The organism is Pseudoalteromonas sp. TAE56 (genome assembly GCF_000497955.1).
Classification (GTDB): domain Bacteria; phylum Pseudomonadota; class Gammaproteobacteria; order Enterobacterales; family Alteromonadaceae; genus Pseudoalteromonas.
The window spans coordinates 1-20,368 of the sequence record NZ_AUTN01000094.1 but is presented as its reverse complement, the minus strand read 5'-3'; the positions used below and the strand labels follow the sequence as shown (position 1 = coordinate 20,368).

Here is a 20,368-nt window from a genome sequence, read left to right as displayed (position 1 = left end):
AGCCATACACTTGCCAATATTTGTGCATCATTAAAATATGGTGGCGTAGTAACCGCCTGCGGACTTGCACAAGGTATGGATTTACCAGGGTCAGTTGCGCCATTCATATTACGTGGCATATCGTTAATGGGGATTGATAGCGTAATGCGCCCTAAAGCCGACAGAATCGAAGCATGGGATCGTTTAGCTAAATTAGTAAGCGCTGATTATTTAGATAAAATTTCGACAGAAATATCACTCGAACACGTAATTGATAACGCAGAGCAACTTATGGAAGGTAAAATTCGTGGTCGTGTTGTAGTTAATTGCCAAAGTTAAGATATTTACTCTGTTAAAGCCTCGTTATTAAATTTATAATGCAATTTGTATTTTAATAACGAGGCAACACCTATGAGCAACCAAGAACTTTTCAGTAATAACCCACTGCAAGGCGTAAAATTAGAACAAGTGGTTGAAGAGCTGGTTGAACAATATGGGTGGGAACTCCTACACGCTTATTTACAACTTAACTGCTTTAAAAACAATCCTGATATAAAATCCGCAGTTAAATTTTTACGTAAAACACAATGGGCACAAGAAAAAGTAGATAACTTTTACCTTTATCGTCTTAAAAACTTACCTAAACCTGATGATGTTCAATACGAATTGCCGCCACGAGATCGTGTGATTCCAGCAGATCATAAACCTGGTGAGCCATGTGAACTTAGCTTTGTTGACGCTAAACGTATTATAGAAAAGAAAGAATCAAAGCAACGTGCTCGCGATCGCAAACAGCGTTCAAACTCGAGTAACCCTTGGGGTAACTAAAAACTTACTAATTTAAAGTTGAAGAGCTGTTTATAAATAGCTCTTCGACTATCTTCTCATTAACTTCAATTATATCCGCGCTACATACAATAAATAACAATCAATATCCCCGGTTTTTCCAAAAGCCTGTTTCAGTGCGCTCTGCCTCTAATGCCACGTTAAATGTCTTATCCGCAATAACTTTGCCATTAAGCTCAATCGTCATACGCCAATCACCCAATTTATTTTCTATTGGCAGCCAAAGCGTATCGCCTAAGTAAAAGTTCCAATCGCTATTTTTAACGTATACATCGCCTTCAAATGGGTCCATTACATCGCCGTTACTATCTGGAATATCTGGATGGTAAATACAATAATGAAGCTTTTCGCCTTTACCTTTTTTAATATTTACGATTAAACCAAACTCAATATCTACCTCAGCTATTACATTTGTTGTAAATTGCTCTATTTGTGGCAACGCCTTACTTTCGCTATCCCACGTGGAGTAAATGCCGTGGCTTTGTAGCGTAACAACAGGTTTTATTTTAGCCATTAAGATAGCCTTTTATATTACTTAATTACTGTTAGTTTAACTTTTTGAAATTTTAAAATAAAACACAATCTAATAAAGTTAAATTTCAACTTAGCGCTAATAATCTGCCTATTTACATAATTGCTAATTTGTCATCATTGTTTACACACTATTTGCACAATTGCTGATTATTATTTGATTAACTTAATTGATCAGGTAGGCAGCAATGAAACAATACGAACTTAATAATAAAAATAGAAATAGGGTAAATGCTTTAAAGCTCACTTCTCTGTCTTTAATTGTTTCATCATTAATTGCATGCGGAGATGGAGAAGGCATAGCTATTGATAACTCAACAACTACAGATTCATCCCAAACCACCACAGATAATGGCACAGGTACGAGTAGCTCAACTCAGGGTGTACTTTGTGAATATAGCTACAGCGAATATAACGAATCTGAGTCCGTACAAGCCACCAGCGCAGCAGATTGGTCATGCACAGGAACTACACGCGACTTAGTAGCTAATGGCATACCCGGTCACGAAGTAGGCACTTTTCCTAATGCCGACAACCCAAATACTATTTCTGAGCAATCTTTAAATGAAAGCTACACACTTGAGCCTATAGAAACAACACAAGCAACCATGCTTGGTGGTCCTCGTGGAATGATAGGCGTTGTACTTAACGGCATTAAAATAGACGCAGGCACAGGCGGGAGTTGCGATGATTCGGGCACCGATTGCGATTTGGGCGACAACAGCGGCAACTGGAACATTGAAGCCTTAAGCCAAGACACGTTTAGCTTTGGAACAGACGACAACAACGCACACGTGCAACCCGATGGTACATACCACTATCACGGTATGCCTGAAGGCTTTGTAACACTGCGTGGTGGCAATAGCACCACTATGACTCTAATAGGCTGGGCAGCAGACGGCTTTCCTATTTATGCACGTTACGGCTATTCGGATTCAAGTGATGCAACTTCAGCCCTAACCGCAATGACCGGTAGTTACCAACACATAACAACCGTAAGCGCAAACCGCCCTTCTACCGATATATACCCATTAGGTACATTTGCACAAGATTGGGAATACGTAGCAGGCTCTGGTGATTTAGATGAATGTAATGGCCGCGTTGGTGTAACGCCTGAGTTTCCTGATGGGATATACCACTACTACGCAACAGACACTTACCCGTTTTTTCAACGCTGTGTTAAAGGCGAAGTTTAGTTAGGAATAAGCTATGCCTTATATAAAAAGAGGTCTACTGAGTATGACTACTTTGGGTTTGTTGATTATGCCAAATTTAGCAAACGCGCATTTAATGGTTGCAGATCACGGTACGCTGAATTTTGTTGATAATAACGTGTTTATTGTGCTTTCAATCCCTATGTCGGCTTTTAAAGGGGTTGATGAAGATAAGGATGGCAAAGTATCAATAGTTGAGTTTAATGCCCATAAAAAACAAATAAGTAAGCGAGTTACAAAGAACGTTTATTTAGCGGATCATCAGTATAAATTTACTATTGACGGACTTTTACTAAACCCAGAAGCGTCGCATACACATAAAAGCGACAATATAGACCAAGTAACCATTACTGGGCGCTACTCTTTGCCCAGTAAATTAACCAAAGTTAACTTTAACGTTAAGCTATTTAGTAACAATGAGCACAAGCAGCATTATCAAATAACAGCGACTAATAAAACGCAAAAGCTAACTCATCAATTTGAGCTATCACCAACATCGCCCTTTAGTAAGGTGTTTAATAATTAGTAATACTTACCTAAATAATTAAGTGGCAAAGAGTACAAGTTAAACCAATTTGTGCTCTTTTTTATCTTTGTCTTCTTATTTAATACTCTTTAGTTAAGTGCTTTTTCTATAAAGATACAAGCTTGGGGTTTTTAGGAAAGTAATGCTCTTCTTGCTGCTCACATAAACTAAACTCACGGGTGTTTTTATAAGGGAGTTTCATAAAGCCCGCAACACCAACGTCAGTAATATTTACCGCGTATTGCATGAGTTTATTAAGAAGGCGTTTAAACTCAACTTCTTTGGTCGAATCGAGTAATCGGTAGTAATGGTGAATTTTCATTCTGTCCGGCAGTGCTTCAAAAATAATACAACCGGTATGATGAATTTGGTTAAGCTCAAATACGCACTTAATAACTTTTTTAGGTAGCTGTAGTTGCTCGTCAGGGTCTTTACCGTCTTCAAAGTATGAATGCGGGCGGGTTATGTCATTTGCTTTCATACTTACTACTTCGTATTCAAGCTCTGGTAGGCTATCAAACTTAAATGCCCCCGTGCCATCTCGCTCTAGTTGAATAGTTTTACGGGCATCAAACAAACAGCACTTAAATAGCCCTTTTTGATTAATCGCTTGCGCAAGCATAACTGTATTATTAATCGCATCACTAAACGCATCACCCAATGATTCGTCATGCATAATTAAAGACGATTCAACAAATAACGACTCATCTCTCCAATGAAAACTAAGCCCGCCTACTACAGGATACTTTGCTAATCGGCTTATAGATGCTAAAAATGCTTTTTCGGTATCGCCTGTATCAAACAAAAACTCTTTGTAATAACGGTCAAGTTGCGCGTCGTTTATATCTAGTAATTGTTGATTATGATCAGCCTGGCGTAAAAATTGTTTTCGTGAGCTATACACAACCGTATCTGGCTGCTCATCGCTACCATACCAAAAAGGGATATCTGCTTTTTTTTGTTTTTTAGCAAATTCAGGTAAATACGCTTTCGCCATAGTTGTAATGTTACGCATAAAGTAATCACCAGCACCATCACGTTGTGCCTTACTTTTAGAAAGCATACCGTCAATTACTTTAGCCAGCTCTTTTGGAAGCCCTAAGCTGCTTGCAGGTATAGCTTGTGCACCAAAGCGACACGACTGCGCCGACGCTAGCGCATATAACGTTGCGGCTACACCTTGTTCGTCAAATCGTGGGGATGATTGCTCCCCCGACATTTGCGCTTCACCAATAAAGTACACATCGCCCATACGCGCATTCGTTGTGCTTAAATCGCCCGACATTAAATCCATAAAGTTACTCGCAACAGGATTACCATCACTATCTAACTGTGCATACACAGAGCTACCCCAATCGACTAACGACAGCGCATCAGTGCTTGCATCCCATACAAGGTTTGAAGGCTTTATATCGCCATGCACTATAGGTTGTGGGCTAATGCCATTTTTATGACTGCGTAAATCAACCAGTACATTACGAAGCCTAACCGCGAGCGCCATTATTTGCGCGGCACTAAAGCGCCCTTTTTTAAGCGATACTTTTTCAAGGTCCTCTCCAATGGCGCGTGCCATCATTAAAATCCCTTGTTTTTTAATACGTTCAAAAGCATAAAAGGTAGGCACTAACGGATTATCAATTTGCGAAAGCATATACGCTTCATCTTCTAAGCGGTCACGCACACTTTGGGCAAGCGTAATACGCGAAAACTTAAATACCCAAGGTAAGCCGTTATCGTCATCTCCTGCAAACACAAAACCAAAAGCACCCGAGCCAATCATTTCTACATTTTTGTACCCCAGCAGTGTTAACTGCTTAATACAAATGTTAAGCCACTGACGGTGCTTTTTAGCATCGCGGTGCGAAAGCAAATAAACAGATTGCTCTTCGTTAATGTAAAAATTGCGGATTTCTTTGGCTTTCAATACGGGCTCTCTGTCTTGTTAGTGTTATACAGTTATTTAAAGCACTCGATTATTAGTTTTATGTAATAAGATTACAATAGCGTGCGGCGTAGTTTTTAAGTTACCCATCTTTACTCACCCCTAAATAATTACAAATAACCAACAAATGTTGCATCCAATAAATTATCTAAGCCGTATTTAACATAGCTGCATTAATAACAAATACATTAGATAGGGATTTTAGTCATGAGAACATTAGCAATTTTAGCGCTAGGCACTTTGTATAGTGGTTATAGCTATGCAAACATAGAAAAATTAACCGTTTATGGTCACAGAGATGGGCTAATTGGTGAGTCAATCAGCGCATCTAGCGGTATTATTGGTCAAGGTGAAATTCAGCAGCGCCCAATGTTAAGAAGCGCCGAAATGTTAGAGTTAATCCCAGGTATGGCGGTCACTCAACATAGCGGCTCTGGTAAAGCTAATCAATACTTTATTAGGGGGTTTAATTTAGATCACGGCACCGACTTTGCCACCAGCATAGATGGCATGCCAATTAATATGCGCAGCCATGGCCACGGACAAGGTTACACCGACCTAAACTTTATAATCCCTGAGTCTATTTCAACTATTAACTATCAAAAAGGCTCATATAGCGCAAGCCAAGGTGACTTTTCAACCGCTGGTAGTGCTCAATTTCAACTTGCTGATAACCTAAAACATCACCAAGTTGAACTCAGTATAGGAGAAGATAATTATAGACGCGCTGTTGTACTGGGATCTACTAACATTGCAACAGGTAAGCTAATTGCAGCGGCAGAATGGCAAGGCTATGACGGCCCATGGGATGATATAAACGAAGATGTAAATAAAAAGAATGCCCTACTGCGCTATGTTGGTAAAGCTTTTGATGGTGACTTATCAATAAGTGCCATGGCATACGACAATACATGGAATTCAGCAGATCAAATTCCACAGCGCGCTATATCACAAAATTTAATTACTCAATTAGGCTCTCTTGACACCACACTTGGTGGCAGCTCTAGCCGTTATAGCTTATCGAGTAACTGGCAGGGCGAGCATATAAAAGCCAGCGCTTATGTAATTAATTACGATTTAAACCTGTATTCTAATTTTAGTTATTTTTTAAATGATCCAATTAATGGCGATCAGTTTAATCAGCAAGATAGCCGAAATATTTATGGAACAGATATAAGCTACCAGTTTGAAACCAAAACATCAGATATAAACATACAACATACCGTAGGTATTGAGCTTCGCCACGACGACATAGATAACGTAGGGCTTTATAACACACAAGCAAGAGAGCGACTTAGTACGGTTAGGCAAGATGAACTAAAGCAAACGAGCTACTCAAGCTTTTGGGAGTCTAAACTTTTACTTACTCCAAAACTTGAAGCAACCGTTGGCGTTAGGTACGACTATTTTGATACAAACGTGACTAGTATTACCGCCGTAAATTCAGGAAAAGCAAAGGATGATTTAGTAAGTTTTAAAGGGAGTTTAAATTACCGTTTTACAAATTTACTAGCTGCATATGCTAATTGGGGACAATCTTTTCATTCAAATGATGCGCGCGGATCTACTATTAATATTGACCCTGTTACCGGTGAGCAAGCAGAGCAAGTTGACTTATTAGTTAAAAGTGAAGGCGCTGAAATAGGCGTCCGATTTGCTGATGAGCAAAAGTTTAATCTATCAGCTGCACTTTGGTGGCTAACACTCGACTCAGAGCTTTTATTTGTTGGCGATGCGGGTAATACAGAACCAAGTGATGCATCTGAGCGTTACGGATTAGAAATAAGCGCTTATTATTGGATTAACGACAGCTTTAGTATCGACGCAGAAGCCTCGTTCACGCATTCACGTTTAGATATTAATGACAATAATGATTATATAGAAGGTGCTGTTCCTGTTGTTGCAAGTACAGGTTTAAATTGGCACTTAAGTGAGCAATGGCAGTCATCAGTTAGAGTTCGCCATATTGGCAAACGTACATTAACTAGCGATGGTAACGAGCGTTCAGAGCCTTTAACAGTAGTAAATAGCGCAATTAGCTATGAGCAGACTCACTGGAAAGTAAACTTTGAATTACTTAACTTATTTAATAGCACCGACCACGATATAGATTACTATTATGCATCGCGTTTACCTGGCGAATCAGCACAAGGCGTTGAAGATAACCACTTTCATCCAATAGAGCCAAGAACAGCGCGACTAACATTAAGCTTGTTATTTTAGTATTCATTGAGATTTACAGGGGTACTGTATATAAAAACAGTACCACTGTAAAACATACCCTTAGCCAATAAGTATCTTAGTAATTAATCCGATGCCTCAACAAGCTGGCTGATGTTACTCAACAATGCGAAGTTGATTTATTGAGTTAACAGCAACATGTGTTTGATAGTAATATTTATTGGTTTTTCTGCCTTTACTTAAAAAATCGATAGTTACCCGCTTCGCTTCACCTGTTACTTCAATTGTTTTACCAATAAAAAATGTGTTGGCTGATTGTCCGTATTTTTCTGTGAGTTTAGCAGCTACGTTTGAATCAATTGAAATTGTAATAGCACGTCGATCACGATAGTCAGCTTCGGTATTTAAAAATACGTCACCGTACTGAGAGCCTGTAGTTTTAATATAAAACTTAAATGTACCGCTAACACCTTGTGGCGCGCTCTGCTCCGAAAGAGCTATTAAATTCATATTAGCAGTAGTCCCTTCGCCTAGCGCCGGTAAGTTTTGTACAGAGCTGCAAGCACTAAGTGTTAATACACTTAAAAGAGTAAGGTATTTCAAGATATAACATCCTTTTTTATAAGTAGATGTTAATAGTAACATTTATATATTTTAAGTTTCTATAAAAGAAACAAATTTAGCCCAATTAAGGGCTAAATTAGTTATATTTTAAAAGTATTCGTTATGGGGCATTTCGCTGCGATGGATTTGATTTAAAGCTTTTTAGCATCTGCTCAGGATCTTCAACGCCACTCTGATTTTTAGCCGCTTGCGCCCACCAAACCAATTGCCCAAAAGTACGGTGAAAATAATTAAACCACGATGACTGCTCTTCACCAACTTGCACAGATCCATTATCATTAAATACTTCTTGCGCTTTTGGAACATGGATCATTGCAGATACAGGCAAACAGCCAAGCTCTGATAAAAACGAGCGCATACTAATTGCCGCTCTGAGTCCACCCCACTGCCCAGCAGAATAAGTAACAATAGCACTGGGCTTATATGAAAATAGTGAGCTACCAAAGTGATTAAGTAAGTCAGCGAGAGCTGGGCTCATACTGTGATTATATTCAGGGCTAACCATTACATATCCATCAGCAGCTTTAATTTTATCAGCTAAAGTATTTAGCATTGAAGGCGCCTTACCTTGGGCATAGGCAAAATGTGGTTTAAAAACTTGCTCACTTGGGTAATCAAGTGCATCTATAAGCTCAAACTCATGTTCGGAGAATTGCTCGTTTAAGCACTCCATGCAGGCTTTAGACACTCTCTCACCTAAGCGAGCAGGTTTTGGTGGCGTGCTGTTACGCACTGTCCCTAAAAACACTAAAAACTTCATATGTAATCCTCATATGTATTTGAATAACATCTAAACACTAACACTTTTAGCTAATGTGTATTACACATATCCGTTTTTATTAATTTAAAACACTAATAATTAAATTTAAAACTGCGCTTTAGCAACCACACACTGTTAAAGGTTTTTTATCATATGCTTATTTTGTCGTTCTCCATACTTTTTGCACATTTAGCCAGTAATATGCCACAGTATAAGTACACCAAAACCTATACTGAAAAGGATACAAGTAATGGGCTCGAATAATTACAGCGCGTTTGCAATCATTGTTACCGCAACAGTTTTAACTCTAAGTGGCTGCGACGACTCACCAACTAATAAAAATACTAAGCAAGTCAGTAGCTCCCTTAGTGAAGTACAAAAAGCGAATCAAACAATAAATTTATCTATGTTTAAAAAAGGGGCCTTTTTATTTGAGCCTAACATTGTTGATTGCGAAACGGCGCAAGGAACTAAAACTAAGTGTTATGAGTTAATTACATCAGGCGCACCTGCAGGTAGAGAGCCCGGTCCATTTTGCCCGCGCACATCGACCGATGGCGCTGATGTAACTGGCAGTTGGTTTAGTAAAGAAGGTACTGGTGATTTAGTTGATTTAACAGGCCAATTTATTCTAAAGCTTGATGAATACTACGGCGATGAAAAGTGGGTACTTTACGACACTAAAACAAGTAAAATTAGATATACAGCTACAAAAGAGTCTTGCGCTGGCGCAGCTCGCCCTGATGTTGAAGAGCAATATAAACAAAATTGTATTGAGTGTGAACTTTCGTATTTAGAAGATAATTTTTCATTAACGTATTTAATTCCTGTTACACCTATTCCAGCATCTGATACTGGCCGCTTAAGAACAGTAGGTATAGCACTAGACGGTACTGAACTATCTGGACCTGCTCCAATTAATGCAATTTTAGAGAGCTATACCATTGCGGCATTTGATGATTGTGGTGGCCATATAAATTTACACCAAGGTTATCACTATCATTCTACCACTGGTTGTACTGACTCAGCTGCTACAGAAGATGGACATGCACCTCTTATAGGTTATGCAATAGACGGTTATGGTATTTATGCAATGCGTGATACAAGCGGTAAAGAAGAGTCACTTGATGAATGCCGAGGTAATACAGATGAAGTAAGGGGTTATCACTACCACGCAGCCAGTCCTAGTGAAAATATGTTTATAGGGTGCCTACATGGAGAATCAGTTAGGCCTGCAGGTGGACCACCGGGTGATCACAACGGTCCACCGCCAAGCCATGATCCTGAAAAGCATTAAAAAGGAGTTGTTATGTTTATAAAAAGTAGTTCTTTAAGCTTGTTTGGTATGGCTTTACTTGCAGCACCCACATTTTTAAATGCTCATTCAGGGCCGTTAAATGGTGTTGCAGTTAAAGCCTGCGCAGATAAAGTAAAATCTCAATCATGTAAATACGAAGGCGGCCATAACGATTTATATATTGGCAGNGCTGCCAATATATGGCTGATGATTTAATCTGTGTACGAAGCCAACCGATTCAAAAAATTGATAATGGAATTTCCGCCCCTATAAAAAGCCACACTCACGAAAAAGAAAAGAGTGATTTAAAAACCAACGTTAATAAAGCTATGTAAATTTAGGGCTAATTTTTATTGATAAACTCTTAATAAGCAGCACAACCATTTTATTGAGCTGCTAACTTTTAACGATATAGATAGCTCAGACCAATACCACTCCATAACACGTTTTTTAAAATTTGATCACCCACAAAACGCTCAGCGTTTTTATTAATTGCCATGGTGTAGCTAGTATATGCGTATACTTCAAGCTGCTTAATAACTTTATACGACACGTTAGCTGTAAGCTTAAGGTTGTTAATACCATTATGGCCATCACTTACATAGCCTGCATTAAACCCTAGCCCCGTTTGAAAATCGATATTAACAGCTTCATTTATCTCGTAGCCTTTGTTTATCGCAAGCTCTATAAATGTGCCTTGAGAATCAAACGAATAATATGCGCTGCTAGTGAGCTGAAATTTATTATCGTAAAAATACGAAAAATCTAAGCTAACCTCATTGTCGTGAGCATTAGAGGTATTTTCACGCGATCTTAAATGGTTGTAACCAATAAACATATCAACGGTATTAAATAACTGAGTTGCGTAAATAGCATTTAAGTTAAACTCGGTATAATCGCTATCAACACCCGTTGCAACCCACGGAATAATAGCTATTTCATTATAATTGAATTCAGTTGCGATTGAGGCAATACCTTTACCCGCTAAATTGTCACGGCCCTCACTTACATATCGGCCTTCCCAAAGTGGATGCACATGAAAATCAAAACCGTCATCAACATAAGCCGTACTTGCCTCATCTAGCTTAATATTTCCGCCAACACCTAATTCAGGCTCAAGTGCATGAACGTCTTGGGCCTGCACTTTAGCTAAAAGAGATGTACAAATAAGAGCTGCAAGCAAAGTACTCAATAACGTTTTATTCATTTATAGATACCTAAAGCCAAAATATATGCGCGTAAAAAATAGTCGAACATAGTATTTCGCAATATAAAAATAAGCTATCAGTATTTAATAATTTGAATTTAAAAAATCAGGAAATCTAGCATTCATACATTTTTTATTCGCCACAATTTAAGGGTACCAAATAAGTAAAATGACCCATAAATGCAGCAGATTATCGAGCTTATAATCCAAAATTGAATAGAATTCTGATGAACGATTTGGCTTGAAGTTAAAAAAGGAATGATTAAACCCGCAATACCTCGTATTAAATACACTGCGGTTATTAATACGAGCGCAGTTTTTAAAAGTGGCAGTTTTAAAATGACGCCCGCACCAGAGAGCGCATAAAAGCCCCAAATAGTAATAATAACTGAAATAGCTAAAGTTACATAAGTAGGATACATACTGCCCTGCTCTGCCATTTGAGCCATTTGCTCACCAGCACCCAAAAGGCGATACCAGTCAGGCCCTCCAAAAACACAGGCTACATGTAAAAGTGATGCAATAAAGCTTAAAATGCCTGCTGTAAATAACGTATTGTTATTCATGTAATTATAATTTAATGACTCATGTAGGTAACAAAGCCAATTAATAGCACGTAAAAGCTAAACCCGAGCACACAAATTAAATAAACATCTTTAGCTTTATTCGCCTTAAACGATACGTAATCGGTAATATCGCTTTTAAACTTACCAAAGGTAACTATTTTTAAAATAGTACAACCTGTTGAGTAAATTAAAAAACCTAAAATAGTCTCTACCATTAACCAAATAAACAGATCAAATGCAAAACTCATAACGTTCATCCAATAAACACTGTAAAAATAGCCTATCAAATATTTATTCGATTACAAACTTATTACTATCATTAAGGTGTAACAGTAAATTTCGTTAAACCTATTAACTGACCTGATTCGGTGACTACTTTTACTTGCCACTTACCAACAGAGTCTTTAGGAAAGTTTACTTTGTGTGTCCACGCTCTATAACCTAGTTCTCTCCCACCGTTTATATTTAACGTGATCCGATCAACTTCTTTTTTATTATGAAGCCACACATGAAATATTTTTTCGTTTAAGCCTCTCGGTGCTTTAACAGCAGTCCAACTATATAAACCTTGATGGTGCAGCGTATAAGAATCTAAGTGTTTAATACTCCCTACTGGCTTTCTATGTTGTAAATCAACTTCATGAGCTAACGTAATATCGGTTAATCGCAGCGCTGCAGGAGGCACATAGCTTCTTAATTGCCACACTGCTGTGCTTAAAGCGCATAAAATCAATACAAGAATAGGAAAACGCCACCAGCGAGCATTAGGCATTAAATTGTTTAAACTCGGAAGAGTAACCACGACAGCAGTTACAAGTGCGGCAGCTAAACTTTGGCTCGTTGTAAGGTTTAACAAAATAGGTAACGTAACAAGCAAAACAACAAATAAAGCAAAGTTATGAAACACGCTAAATAGCGTGCGGTTTCTAGCAAGTTTTTTATAATAAAAGGGATCGATAACCGATATAACTGCACACAAAGCAATAAGGGAAGTAAAAATTGCTTGAGGATGATTCCACTGCGTAACCGCTAAAAAAAATGGCAACGCAAAAAATAGGCTTTCTTGCTGCACCATTTGTAGCGCAAAACGCATTACATTAGGCGATACCGCTACACCAAATTTTTCTTCTACTTTATCACGCAGCCAATTATCAATAATTAGCCACAACCAACTAATAAGTAAAAATATCGCAATAAATTGCGAAAAAGACTCTTTTCTGTCTACAAGTGCAAAGCTAGCAACGCCCGACAAAAACGCCAACACAGCCAATAATCCAGGCCGCTTTTGCATCGCGCTTATAAATTTAGCGATTATATTTTTACAGTAATCCATGTATGAGTGTTTCCGTACGGGTTCGTACTTTATTATTTTTATTCAGAGTATGATTAGTTTAACTAAGTTTAAATGAACAACAGATAGATGGATGGATTCAAACGCGTCATTTACCAGTAAATCAAACTAACCATTTTAATTAAATAAAAGCCCGGCATAGCGCGTCATTGGTACGTTTATTAATTTTTGTAACGCGTGAGCCTTAGCAAGTAATTCGTCTTCACTAAGTGCAGGCATTTTATTGTTAAAAGCGAACACAATTTTATTACCGCCTTCAATAATAAAACTAAGAACCTTTCCTGCAAATTCTTTCTCAAGTAGTTGATCAAACACTTCCCTTTGCCCAATTTTAGTATGGCAAATATTAAGTACTAAAACACCATCTAAAGTGAGCGCATTTTTACAATCACGTAAGTAGGATGATTGCACCTGATCTGACTCCATCCCTTCTGAGCTATATAAATCAGAAAAAATAACGTCCGTTTTTATCTGCGTTTTATTCATGTAGTTTGCCGCATCATCAATATGAATAAACAAACGTTCTGACACGGGAACTTCAAAATATTTTATAGCCATATCAGCAACGGCTTTACGATATTCAACGGTATGTATAGTCAGCGCGGGAAACGCATGATAAAGACTTTTTGCGATAGAGCCCGCCCCAAGTCCCATTATCATCGCGGTTTTTAAATGCGGTATAAAAAAAAGCGCAGCCATCATAGCTTGCGTATAAGCTAAGCTTAACCCGTTAATATTATTTAATTTAATACAGCTTTGATAAATTTTTCCGTCAAAGCTGAGAATAAGATTCTTTTTTGTTTGATATACATAAACAGGGCCATGCTCATCAATAGTTGATGCAATACAAGTGCCTTTGATATCCACGAATACTCAATAGGTGAGGTGATGAAAAACGAGTATAACTTACTTAACGTACTGCCATGGCTATTAATATGATTTATAGCCTTTTATTAATTTACAGGCATTTATATACGTACTCAGAAAAGTCGGTTTATCTTTTGGGATTAGATTAGCTAAGGTATCTACTTATATAGCTAGATGGAACTTACCCGTGACGACATTTATTATAAACAGCGACGCAACATGCTAAAAGTCAACTAATACATTGATATAGCTACAAAAAAAACTCTTTGAATATTCCTCATGTTTAACATGAATAAAGTACACATCAACACAAGGGAAGTCTAAACGGCTAAACATCCATCCTTTATTTTTATCGATTTATGCCTTTTTTTCGTCAATTACTACGTAATCGCATCTAACAATAATGTGTAATGAATATGACTCATGTTTTATGTGAAATTAAACCGTTTTTCTTCATATGCCAATCCACGTATAAATTACTCATCCCTTAGCGCTAAACACTATTACTAACAACTTAAAGCCGCTGAATACCTAAGCCAGCTAAGCCAGCTAAGTAAGTTGCAAGGCTAATAAAGCGCAGAGCATCAATCAGGTTTAAATTATAAAATTGGATATAAACACGATGAAAAAAGATTTTACATTTAATATTAAGAGCGTTTCACTCGACGAAAATTATCATCCATCAACTAATACGCGTATCACAACCAACTTTGCTAATTTAGCCAGAGGTGAATACCGCAAAGCAAACTTGCGTAACGCCTTAAACATGATTAACAACCGTTTTAATGCCCTAGCCCACTGGGATAACACCAAAGGTGAGCGTTATGCTGTAGAGCTTGAAATTGTCTCTGTTGAGATAGGTATTGAAGACGGCGGCGAAAGCTTCCCATCAATCGAAATATTAAAAACAAATATTGTTGATCATAAAACTAATAAGCGTATTGAAGGCATTGTAGGAAACAACTTTTCATCGTATGTGCGTGACTACGACTTTAGCGTACTTCTACAAGAGCATAATAAAGGCAAGCCTCAATTTAGTATTCCTGATGACTTTGGGGTTTTACATGGCAAACTATTTCAGTCATTCGTGAATTCGGATACATACAAACAAAACTTTAAAAAACCACCGGTTATATGCCTAAGTGTGTCAGATAACAAAACCTACAACCGCACTGAAAACCAACACCCGGTACTTGGCGTTGAATACGAACCAAATGAATCGTCTTTAACTGAGCAATACTTCAAAAAAATGGGCTTGCAGGTACGTTACTTTATGCCGCCAAATAGTGCAGCGCCTTTGGCATTGTTTTTCTTTGGTGATTTACTTAATGATTACAGCAATCTTGAGCTTATAAGCACCATTAGTACGATGGAAACGTTTCAAAAAATCTACAGACCAGAGATTTATAATGCCAACGCAACAGCGGGTAAATCATATAAACCAAACTTAAAAAACTTGGATCATTCACTAACGCAAATTGTGTATGACCGAGAAGAGCGTGGCAAGTTAGCAAACGAGCAAGGCAAGTTTGCACAAGAGCATTTTATCAAGCCGTACCAAACGGTTCTTGAGCAATTCTCTACTAGCTATCTGTCATAACAACTAATAGTAACAAGCAGTAATAACGCGCTTAACGTAACGTTTAATAATTAACTAAAATATACGGCATTATTTATTATGAAAAAATTACTACCTACATCTACCGCTGGCAGTTTACCTAAGCCTTTATGGCTTGCAGAGCCAGAAACACTTTGGTCACCTTGGAAATTACAAGGTGACGAATTAACCCAAGGCAAACACGACGCCCTACGCTTGTCATTATTCGACCAACAACAAGCAGGCATTGATATTGTTAGCGATGGCGAGCAAACAAGGCAGCATTTTGTAACTACATTTATAGAGCACCTAAATGGCGTTGACTTTGAAAAACGTAAAACAGTAAAAATTCGTGACCGATACGATGCAAGCGTACCCACTGTTGTTGGCCCTGTGAGCCGCCAAAAGTCAGTGTTTGTTGAAGACGCTAAATTTTTACGCCAGCAAACCAAGCAACCAATAAAATGGGCATTGCCAGGCCCAATGACAATGATTGACACGCTTTACGACGATCATTATAAAAGCCGCGAAAAACTAGCGTGGGAATTTGCCATAATTCTAAATCAAGAAGCAAAAGAGTTAGAAGCCGCAGGCGTTGATATTATTCAATTTGACGAGCCCGCGTTTAATGTATTTTTTGATGAGGTAAACGACTGGGGTATTGCTACATTAGAGCGCGCAATTGAAGGGCTTAAATGCGAAACCGCCGTGCATATTTGCTATGGCTACGGCATTAAAGCCAATACAGATTGGAAAAAAACACTAGGAAGCGAATGGCGCCAGTACGAAGAAGCATTCCCTAAGCTTCAGCAATCTAATATCGATATTATCTCATTAGAGTGCCATAACTCACATGTACCAATGGATTTACTAGAACTCATTCGTGGTAAAAAAGTAATGGTAGGCGCTATTGATGTAGCAAATCATACTATCGAAACGCCAGAAGAAGTAGCTAATACGCTACGTAAAGCACTCCAATTTGTAGATGCCGACAAACTCTACCCATGTACAAACTGCGGCATGGCTCCACTACCTCACCATATAGCTAACGGCAAATTAAATGCCTTGAGCGCAGGGGCAGAAATTATAAGAAAAGAATTACTAAAAGAGAATTAGAAAAGTAGCTATAAAATACAGATTGTAAACAATAACAGCTGTCGCACCATGCCATAGTAAAATCCATAAACATGGTGCGTTAGTTAAAATCTACTAACAAAATTTAGGTTAGATATTTAATTTTTTTATTAAAAAGCTCTAACCTATTTTTTGAAAAATCGATAACTGCTTGGTATTGAGTAAAAAAGGGAGAGCCTAACAAACCATGTACTCCCTTTTCACCACCCGCTACCTGAACATGGTCAAGATTAAGTGACACAAAGTCAGGACTTTCAAACAAGGCATTTCCAAACTCTATTGAATGAACTTCTATATCACCCATAGCGTGATCCGAAGTGCCCAAGCCTGCTGCATTCTCAACATTGAGTGTCTCTTCAATGCTAAGCTCACTTAGGCATCCCCTGTCTAAAACAGATGTCCCAGCGCCAGTATCTAAAATAAAACGTAACAATTTACCGTTAATTTTAGCTTCAACAATTTGGTGGCCTGTTTCTGATATTTCAAACTCAATTACAGTTTTGTTCTCAGATAAATTCATATACGTTCCTTGTTATAGAGTTTTTAAAATATTACTTACTATTTTCAGCTTCCCACAATTAATAGCCAAATTTTACTAGTCGCCCACCTCAGCGCGTTTTGTTAGGTAACGTTTATCACCTGAGGCTCAATATTTGTTAAAACATGAATGATTTCATTTGTAGTCATTACTGAATAATGAAACAGCTTATTGTTGTTTAAACTGAAAGTATTCGTTTTAGTTTGAGCATACTCCAATAAGCTTGAATCAGAATACACGCCGATTACGCCCGAATCACGGTTTTGATGATAGTCATGAAAATGGCTACTTTCATCATAAGCTTCAAATAAAACGGTATTTGTAAACACAACCATAAACCTTACGGGATCATCGCCTTTTATATAAGTTTTAAGGTTCAGTGTTAGTAACCCATCAACATACGATAATTTGTCTAAGCTCCAGTCTTGGTAATTATTTGTGACTTCATCGATGGCAGTATTCATTTAATTACCTAACGAGCCTGTAGATTAACTCGTTTCTATTTGTTTTTATTGATAAACAAACCATAGCTGAGTTCCTATTTTGGTTCAATTGATTACTGTATTTTTACGCAAAATATAGAAGTGTTTGATATTGTTTTAATTGACGTTTTAGAAGGGAATACGGGTGTTTGAGTGGCTTTTATTTAGGGTAAAAACGCTTATCCTTCTTAATGCATCGTGTTTTGAAGCTTTTCTATATTATGAACAAGGCAATACAGTTGCCACACAATAAAGTAAAGGCATTCACTTTCATTTGACCTCGTAAGGTCAATTTATTCATCCTTTTATTCACTGTAATGTTCCGCTTTTTATTTAAAAGAAAGCCGGTTCGATACAGCTGAGTCGTTTGCCATTCTTTAATAAACAGCCATTGTCGTCCGATTGAGCTGTCTATTTTTTCTTCCCTTTTGTCTACATAGTTAAGCTTTTTACGTGATTCATTATTTATAACAATGCACTCTTCATACTGTTTTTATTGGCCTTTTTCGTAATAGTTAGGATGGGTGTCATCCTAATTTTGCTCATCATACTGAGCTACTGTTCATATTGTAAATTTTAGTTTTCATCTTGTAATTCTAGGTCTGTTATCGTTACGGATGTCTCACCGTAATTCTTAGCTCTTACTTTCATTAACTCCTTTAACCTGGTTATTTCTCTAGATGAAAGTCTGAACTTTCCACCTGTGTTCGCGTCTTTAGTGACTTTATCGGTCAATGCATAATTTCTTGATATTCCTATTGATGCTGCTGAGTTAGTAGACATGCCCCCACCAAAGACTCTTTTACTTCCAAATAGATCAGCAATTGCCCAATTACTTACAATGGGTTCAATTTTATCCGACTTATTTATTATTTCTTGGGTTGTTTTATCAGCAAATTGCAACAGATGAACTTTGAGGTCATTGCTAAAATTAGGAAAATAATCAGCATTTCTCGCATAATAACTAGAGACCTCTAAACTATTTAGAGAATCAATTTTTGTACCTCTATTCGAATTGACAAAATCTGTTGCATTATTTTTTAATAACTTATATACGTTTTCACCTGAAAAGGCTTTTTTATTGATATTTGGGCTGCCGATATACCCTTGATATAATCCATAAATAATTAAAGGTTCTTTACTATAGTTTTTATCTAAAATCCCATACTGTATGTCACTGAGACTCAACTGAAGACTACCAATATTTACTAGCTTTTTATCCAATAGTGAGTCAGGACCAGTTAATATTTTTTCTAAACTAACTATTGGATACCGCTTAACAATTTCGTTAATTAAAGTAATGTTATAAAGATTAAGCCAATAGGCCAATTGCTCTTGTTTTGAATATAAATTAAGGTTGTTTTTCTCGGGCAATGATTCTAAATATTTTTTAACATCATTGACTAAACTTTTTTGTTTAGGGGATTTTATCAACTCATATGTGAATCTGTTACTTTCATTATGGGTAGCACTGGGAAAAACATTTCTTAACTTAGTACCTATCGGAGGTTCGTCAAGTTTAGCATTTTTTCTTCTGGATGGACCCATATCAAGAACATTCGATTCTAATAATATATTCACAGGTTCAAAGTTTATTGTTAACTTAGATTTAGGTGAATAAACGCTAAATTGAGGGTAGGCTTTATCTTCAGCGAGAAGATATTTTGGGGCACTTAAAAGCAATAACAAACAGCTAAACTTGATCAATAAACTAACTAATTTAAATAAACTCATAAAAAATCCTTATTTTGAGTAGAATAGCCCATATTCTTCATGAGCAACATAACGAGCCTTTAGATTAACTCGTTTTTTATTTATTTTTATTGATAAACAAACCATAGCTGAGTTCCTATTTTGGTTCAATTGATTACTGTATTTTTACGCAAAATATAGAAGTGTTTGATATTGTTTTAATTGACGTTTTAGAAGGGGTTGCGGCTGGTTGAGTAGCTTTAATTTAGGGTAAAAGGGCTTACCCTTCTTAATGCATCGTGTTTTGCAACTTTTCTATTTTATGAACTAGGCAATACAGTTGTCACACAATAAAGTAAAGGCATTCATTTTCATCTGACCTCGTAAGGTCAGTTTGTTCACCCCTTTATTCACTGTAATGTTCCGCTTTTTATTTAAAGGAAAGCCGGTTCGATACAGCCGAGTCGTTTGCCATTATTTAATCGAGAAAGTGGAGCCTATCAGAGTAAACGAATGATACGAGGTGGACGGCAAAAAATTAGAACCGCAATGTATATGGTAATGATGTCAGCTATCCAATGTAACCCTAAATTTAAAGCTATTTATCATCGGCTANCGCGGCAGGGAAATCTAAAAAAGTGGCTATTATTGCCTGTATAAGAAAGCTTATAGTAATCATTAATTCTATGGTGAGAGATGGTGTAACTCGGCCAAACTAGACAGCCACATTAATTGAACAAACAAAATTGTGCCACTAAATTTGCTCTTCGGGTTCAGAATTTATCTTTTATTTCTGAACCACTTTATTTCATCCATTAAATAAGTCATTACATTCTTAAACCCAAATTACACGCACGAAAATAACTCCGTAATGGCAGTTTTAACTTTTACTGAATGGTTTTTAATTTATGCTAATAGCTTTTCGCAGTTACTGATATTCGCTCGCCGCTTTCGCTTTAAGTTTTCACAGTAACTTGCTTGTGAGGTCGGCCTGCCTACTGCGCCGTGAAATACGCGCGTAAATTGCGTAGTGA

20 protein-coding genes and 5 pseudogenes are annotated in these 20,368 nt (G+C 37.4%); 10 read left to right on the top strand and 15 right to left on the bottom strand.

The annotated features are described in order from the left end of the window. A pseudogene (locus L656_RS0109915) lies at window positions 1-318 on the top strand (oxidoreductase); the annotation flags it as partial. Window positions 319-390: 72 nt separating this feature from the next. After that, a complete protein-coding gene (locus L656_RS0109910; RefSeq protein ID WP_024599091.1) occupies window positions 391-807 on the top strand; it encodes a VF530 family protein in 417 nt (138 codons plus the stop codon). A 100-nt stretch (window positions 808-907) separates the two neighbouring features. Here the strand turns inward: L656_RS0109910 and L656_RS0109905 are convergent, their stop codons facing one another. Further along, a complete protein-coding gene (locus L656_RS0109905; RefSeq protein ID WP_024599090.1) occupies window positions 908-1,339 on the bottom strand; it encodes a DUF3859 domain-containing protein in 432 nt (143 codons plus the stop codon). A 205-nt stretch (window positions 1,340-1,544) separates the two neighbouring features. Between L656_RS0109905 and L656_RS0109900 the strand changes: the two genes are divergently transcribed. Continuing rightward, window positions 1,545-2,552 carry a YHYH protein gene (locus tag L656_RS0109900; protein WP_024599089.1) on the top strand — a complete coding sequence of 336 codons (1,008 nt, stop codon included), beginning with the start codon at window positions 1,545-1,547 and terminating at the stop codon, window positions 2,550-2,552. Between the two features lie 13 nt (window positions 2,553-2,565). Further along, the gene (locus L656_RS0109895) at window positions 2,566-3,096 is read left to right on the top strand and encodes a hypothetical protein (protein WP_024599088.1); all 531 of its coding nucleotides are present in this window, start codon (window positions 2,566-2,568) and stop codon (window positions 3,094-3,096) included. A 106-nt stretch (window positions 3,097-3,202) separates the two neighbouring features. Here L656_RS0109895 and L656_RS0109890 read toward each other — a convergent pair whose 3' ends face one another. Then, window positions 3,203-5,020 (bottom strand): protein kinase domain-containing protein, encoded by a 1,818-nt coding sequence (locus tag L656_RS0109890; protein ID WP_024599087.1) that lies wholly within the window; start codon window positions 5,018-5,020, stop codon window positions 3,203-3,205. A 225-nt stretch (window positions 5,021-5,245) separates the two neighbouring features. On the opposite strand from L656_RS0109890, the gene L656_RS0109885 reads away from it, so the two are divergent. Then, entirely contained in the window at window positions 5,246-7,261 is a 2,016-nt protein-coding gene (locus tag L656_RS0109885; protein ID WP_024599086.1) for a TonB-dependent receptor, read from the top strand. A gap of 114 nt (window positions 7,262-7,375) precedes the next feature. Here L656_RS0109885 and L656_RS0109880 read toward each other — a convergent pair whose 3' ends face one another. Together L656_RS0109880 and L656_RS0109875 are read right to left on the bottom strand one after the other, a co-directional pair. Next, window positions 7,376-7,822 carry a hypothetical protein gene (locus tag L656_RS0109880; RefSeq protein ID WP_024599085.1) on the bottom strand — a complete coding sequence of 149 codons (447 nt, stop codon included), beginning with the start codon at window positions 7,820-7,822 and terminating at the stop codon, window positions 7,376-7,378. Between the two features lie 121 nt (window positions 7,823-7,943). Further along, entirely contained in the window at window positions 7,944-8,603 is a 660-nt protein-coding gene (locus L656_RS0109875; protein ID WP_024599084.1) for an NADPH-dependent FMN reductase, read from the bottom strand. Between the two features lie 250 nt (window positions 8,604-8,853). On the opposite strand from L656_RS0109875, the gene L656_RS0109870 reads away from it, so the two are divergent. Together L656_RS0109870 and L656_RS1000000123610 are read left to right on the top strand one after the other, a co-directional pair. After that, a complete protein-coding gene (locus L656_RS0109870) occupies window positions 8,854-9,900 on the top strand; it encodes a YHYH protein (RefSeq protein ID WP_029750734.1) in 1,047 nt (348 codons plus the stop codon). A gap of 200 nt (window positions 9,901-10,100) precedes the next feature. Beyond that, window positions 10,101-10,235, top strand: coding sequence for a hypothetical protein (locus tag L656_RS1000000123610; protein WP_275041069.1), 135 nt, complete (start codon window positions 10,101-10,103; stop codon window positions 10,233-10,235). 68 nt (window positions 10,236-10,303) lie between these two features. Here the strand turns inward: L656_RS1000000123610 and L656_RS0109855 are convergent, their stop codons facing one another. From L656_RS0109855 to L656_RS0109835, 5 genes are all read right to left on the bottom strand, one after another. Next, window positions 10,304-11,107, bottom strand: coding sequence for a hypothetical protein (locus L656_RS0109855; RefSeq protein ID WP_024599081.1), 804 nt, complete (start codon window positions 11,105-11,107; stop codon window positions 10,304-10,306). 122 nt (window positions 11,108-11,229) lie between these two features. Beyond that, a complete protein-coding gene (locus L656_RS0109850) occupies window positions 11,230-11,673 on the bottom strand; it encodes a hypothetical protein (protein ID WP_024599080.1) in 444 nt (147 codons plus the stop codon). 11 nt (window positions 11,674-11,684) lie between these two features. After that, window positions 11,685-11,921 carry a hypothetical protein gene (locus L656_RS0109845; RefSeq protein ID WP_024599079.1) on the bottom strand — a complete coding sequence of 79 codons (237 nt, stop codon included), beginning with the start codon at window positions 11,919-11,921 and terminating at the stop codon, window positions 11,685-11,687. A gap of 71 nt (window positions 11,922-11,992) precedes the next feature. Then, window positions 11,993-13,006, bottom strand: a complete 1,014-nt coding sequence (locus tag L656_RS0109840) for a DUF5924 family protein (protein ID WP_024599078.1) — start codon at window positions 13,004-13,006, stop codon at window positions 11,993-11,995. A gap of 135 nt (window positions 13,007-13,141) precedes the next feature. Next, window positions 13,142-13,891: a spermine/spermidine synthase domain-containing protein gene (locus L656_RS0109835; RefSeq protein ID WP_024599077.1), complete on the bottom strand. Its 750-nt coding sequence runs from the start codon at window positions 13,889-13,891 to the stop codon at window positions 13,142-13,144. 622 nt (window positions 13,892-14,513) lie between these two features. On the opposite strand from L656_RS0109835, the gene L656_RS0109830 reads away from it, so the two are divergent. Both L656_RS0109830 and L656_RS0109825 read left to right on the top strand, forming a co-directional pair. Then, the gene (locus tag L656_RS0109830; protein ID WP_024599076.1) at window positions 14,514-15,491 is read left to right on the top strand and encodes a DUF1852 domain-containing protein; all 978 of its coding nucleotides are present in this window, start codon (window positions 14,514-14,516) and stop codon (window positions 15,489-15,491) included. 78 nt (window positions 15,492-15,569) lie between these two features. Continuing rightward, entirely contained in the window at window positions 15,570-16,604 is a 1,035-nt protein-coding gene (locus tag L656_RS0109825) for a methionine synthase (protein WP_024599075.1), read from the top strand. A gap of 103 nt (window positions 16,605-16,707) precedes the next feature. Here the strand turns inward: L656_RS0109825 and L656_RS0109820 are convergent, their stop codons facing one another. The 5 genes and pseudogenes from L656_RS0109820 to L656_RS1000000123710 all read right to left on the bottom strand — a co-directional run. After that, on the bottom strand, window positions 16,708-17,142 hold the full coding sequence (locus tag L656_RS0109820; RefSeq protein WP_024599074.1) for a retropepsin-like aspartic protease: 435 nt from the start codon (window positions 17,140-17,142) through the stop codon (window positions 16,708-16,710). 101 nt (window positions 17,143-17,243) lie between these two features. Further along, window positions 17,244-17,624, bottom strand: a complete 381-nt coding sequence (locus tag L656_RS0109815) for a hypothetical protein (protein ID WP_024599073.1) — start codon at window positions 17,622-17,624, stop codon at window positions 17,244-17,246. Between the two features lie 206 nt (window positions 17,625-17,830). Beyond that, window positions 17,831-17,967 (bottom strand): annotated as a pseudogene (locus L656_RS1000000123715) (transposase); the annotation flags it as partial. A gap of 251 nt (window positions 17,968-18,218) precedes the next feature. Next, window positions 18,219-19,376 (bottom strand): DUF547 domain-containing protein, encoded by a 1,158-nt coding sequence (locus L656_RS0109810; RefSeq protein ID WP_024599072.1) that lies wholly within the window; start codon window positions 19,374-19,376, stop codon window positions 18,219-18,221. Window positions 19,377-19,623: 247 nt separating this feature from the next. Next, window positions 19,624-19,831, bottom strand: a pseudogene (locus L656_RS1000000123710) (hypothetical protein); the annotation flags it as partial. Between L656_RS1000000123710 and L656_RS1000000122770 the strand changes: the two are divergent. Further along, a pseudogene (locus L656_RS1000000122770) lies at window positions 19,815-20,053 on the top strand (transposase); the annotation flags it as partial. The pseudogenes L656_RS1000000123710 and L656_RS1000000122770 overlap by 17 nt on opposite strands. A gap of 187 nt (window positions 20,054-20,240) precedes the next feature. Here L656_RS1000000122770 and L656_RS1000000123460 read toward each other — a convergent pair. After that, window positions 20,241-20,368: pseudogene (locus L656_RS1000000123460) on the bottom strand (transposase); the annotation flags it as partial.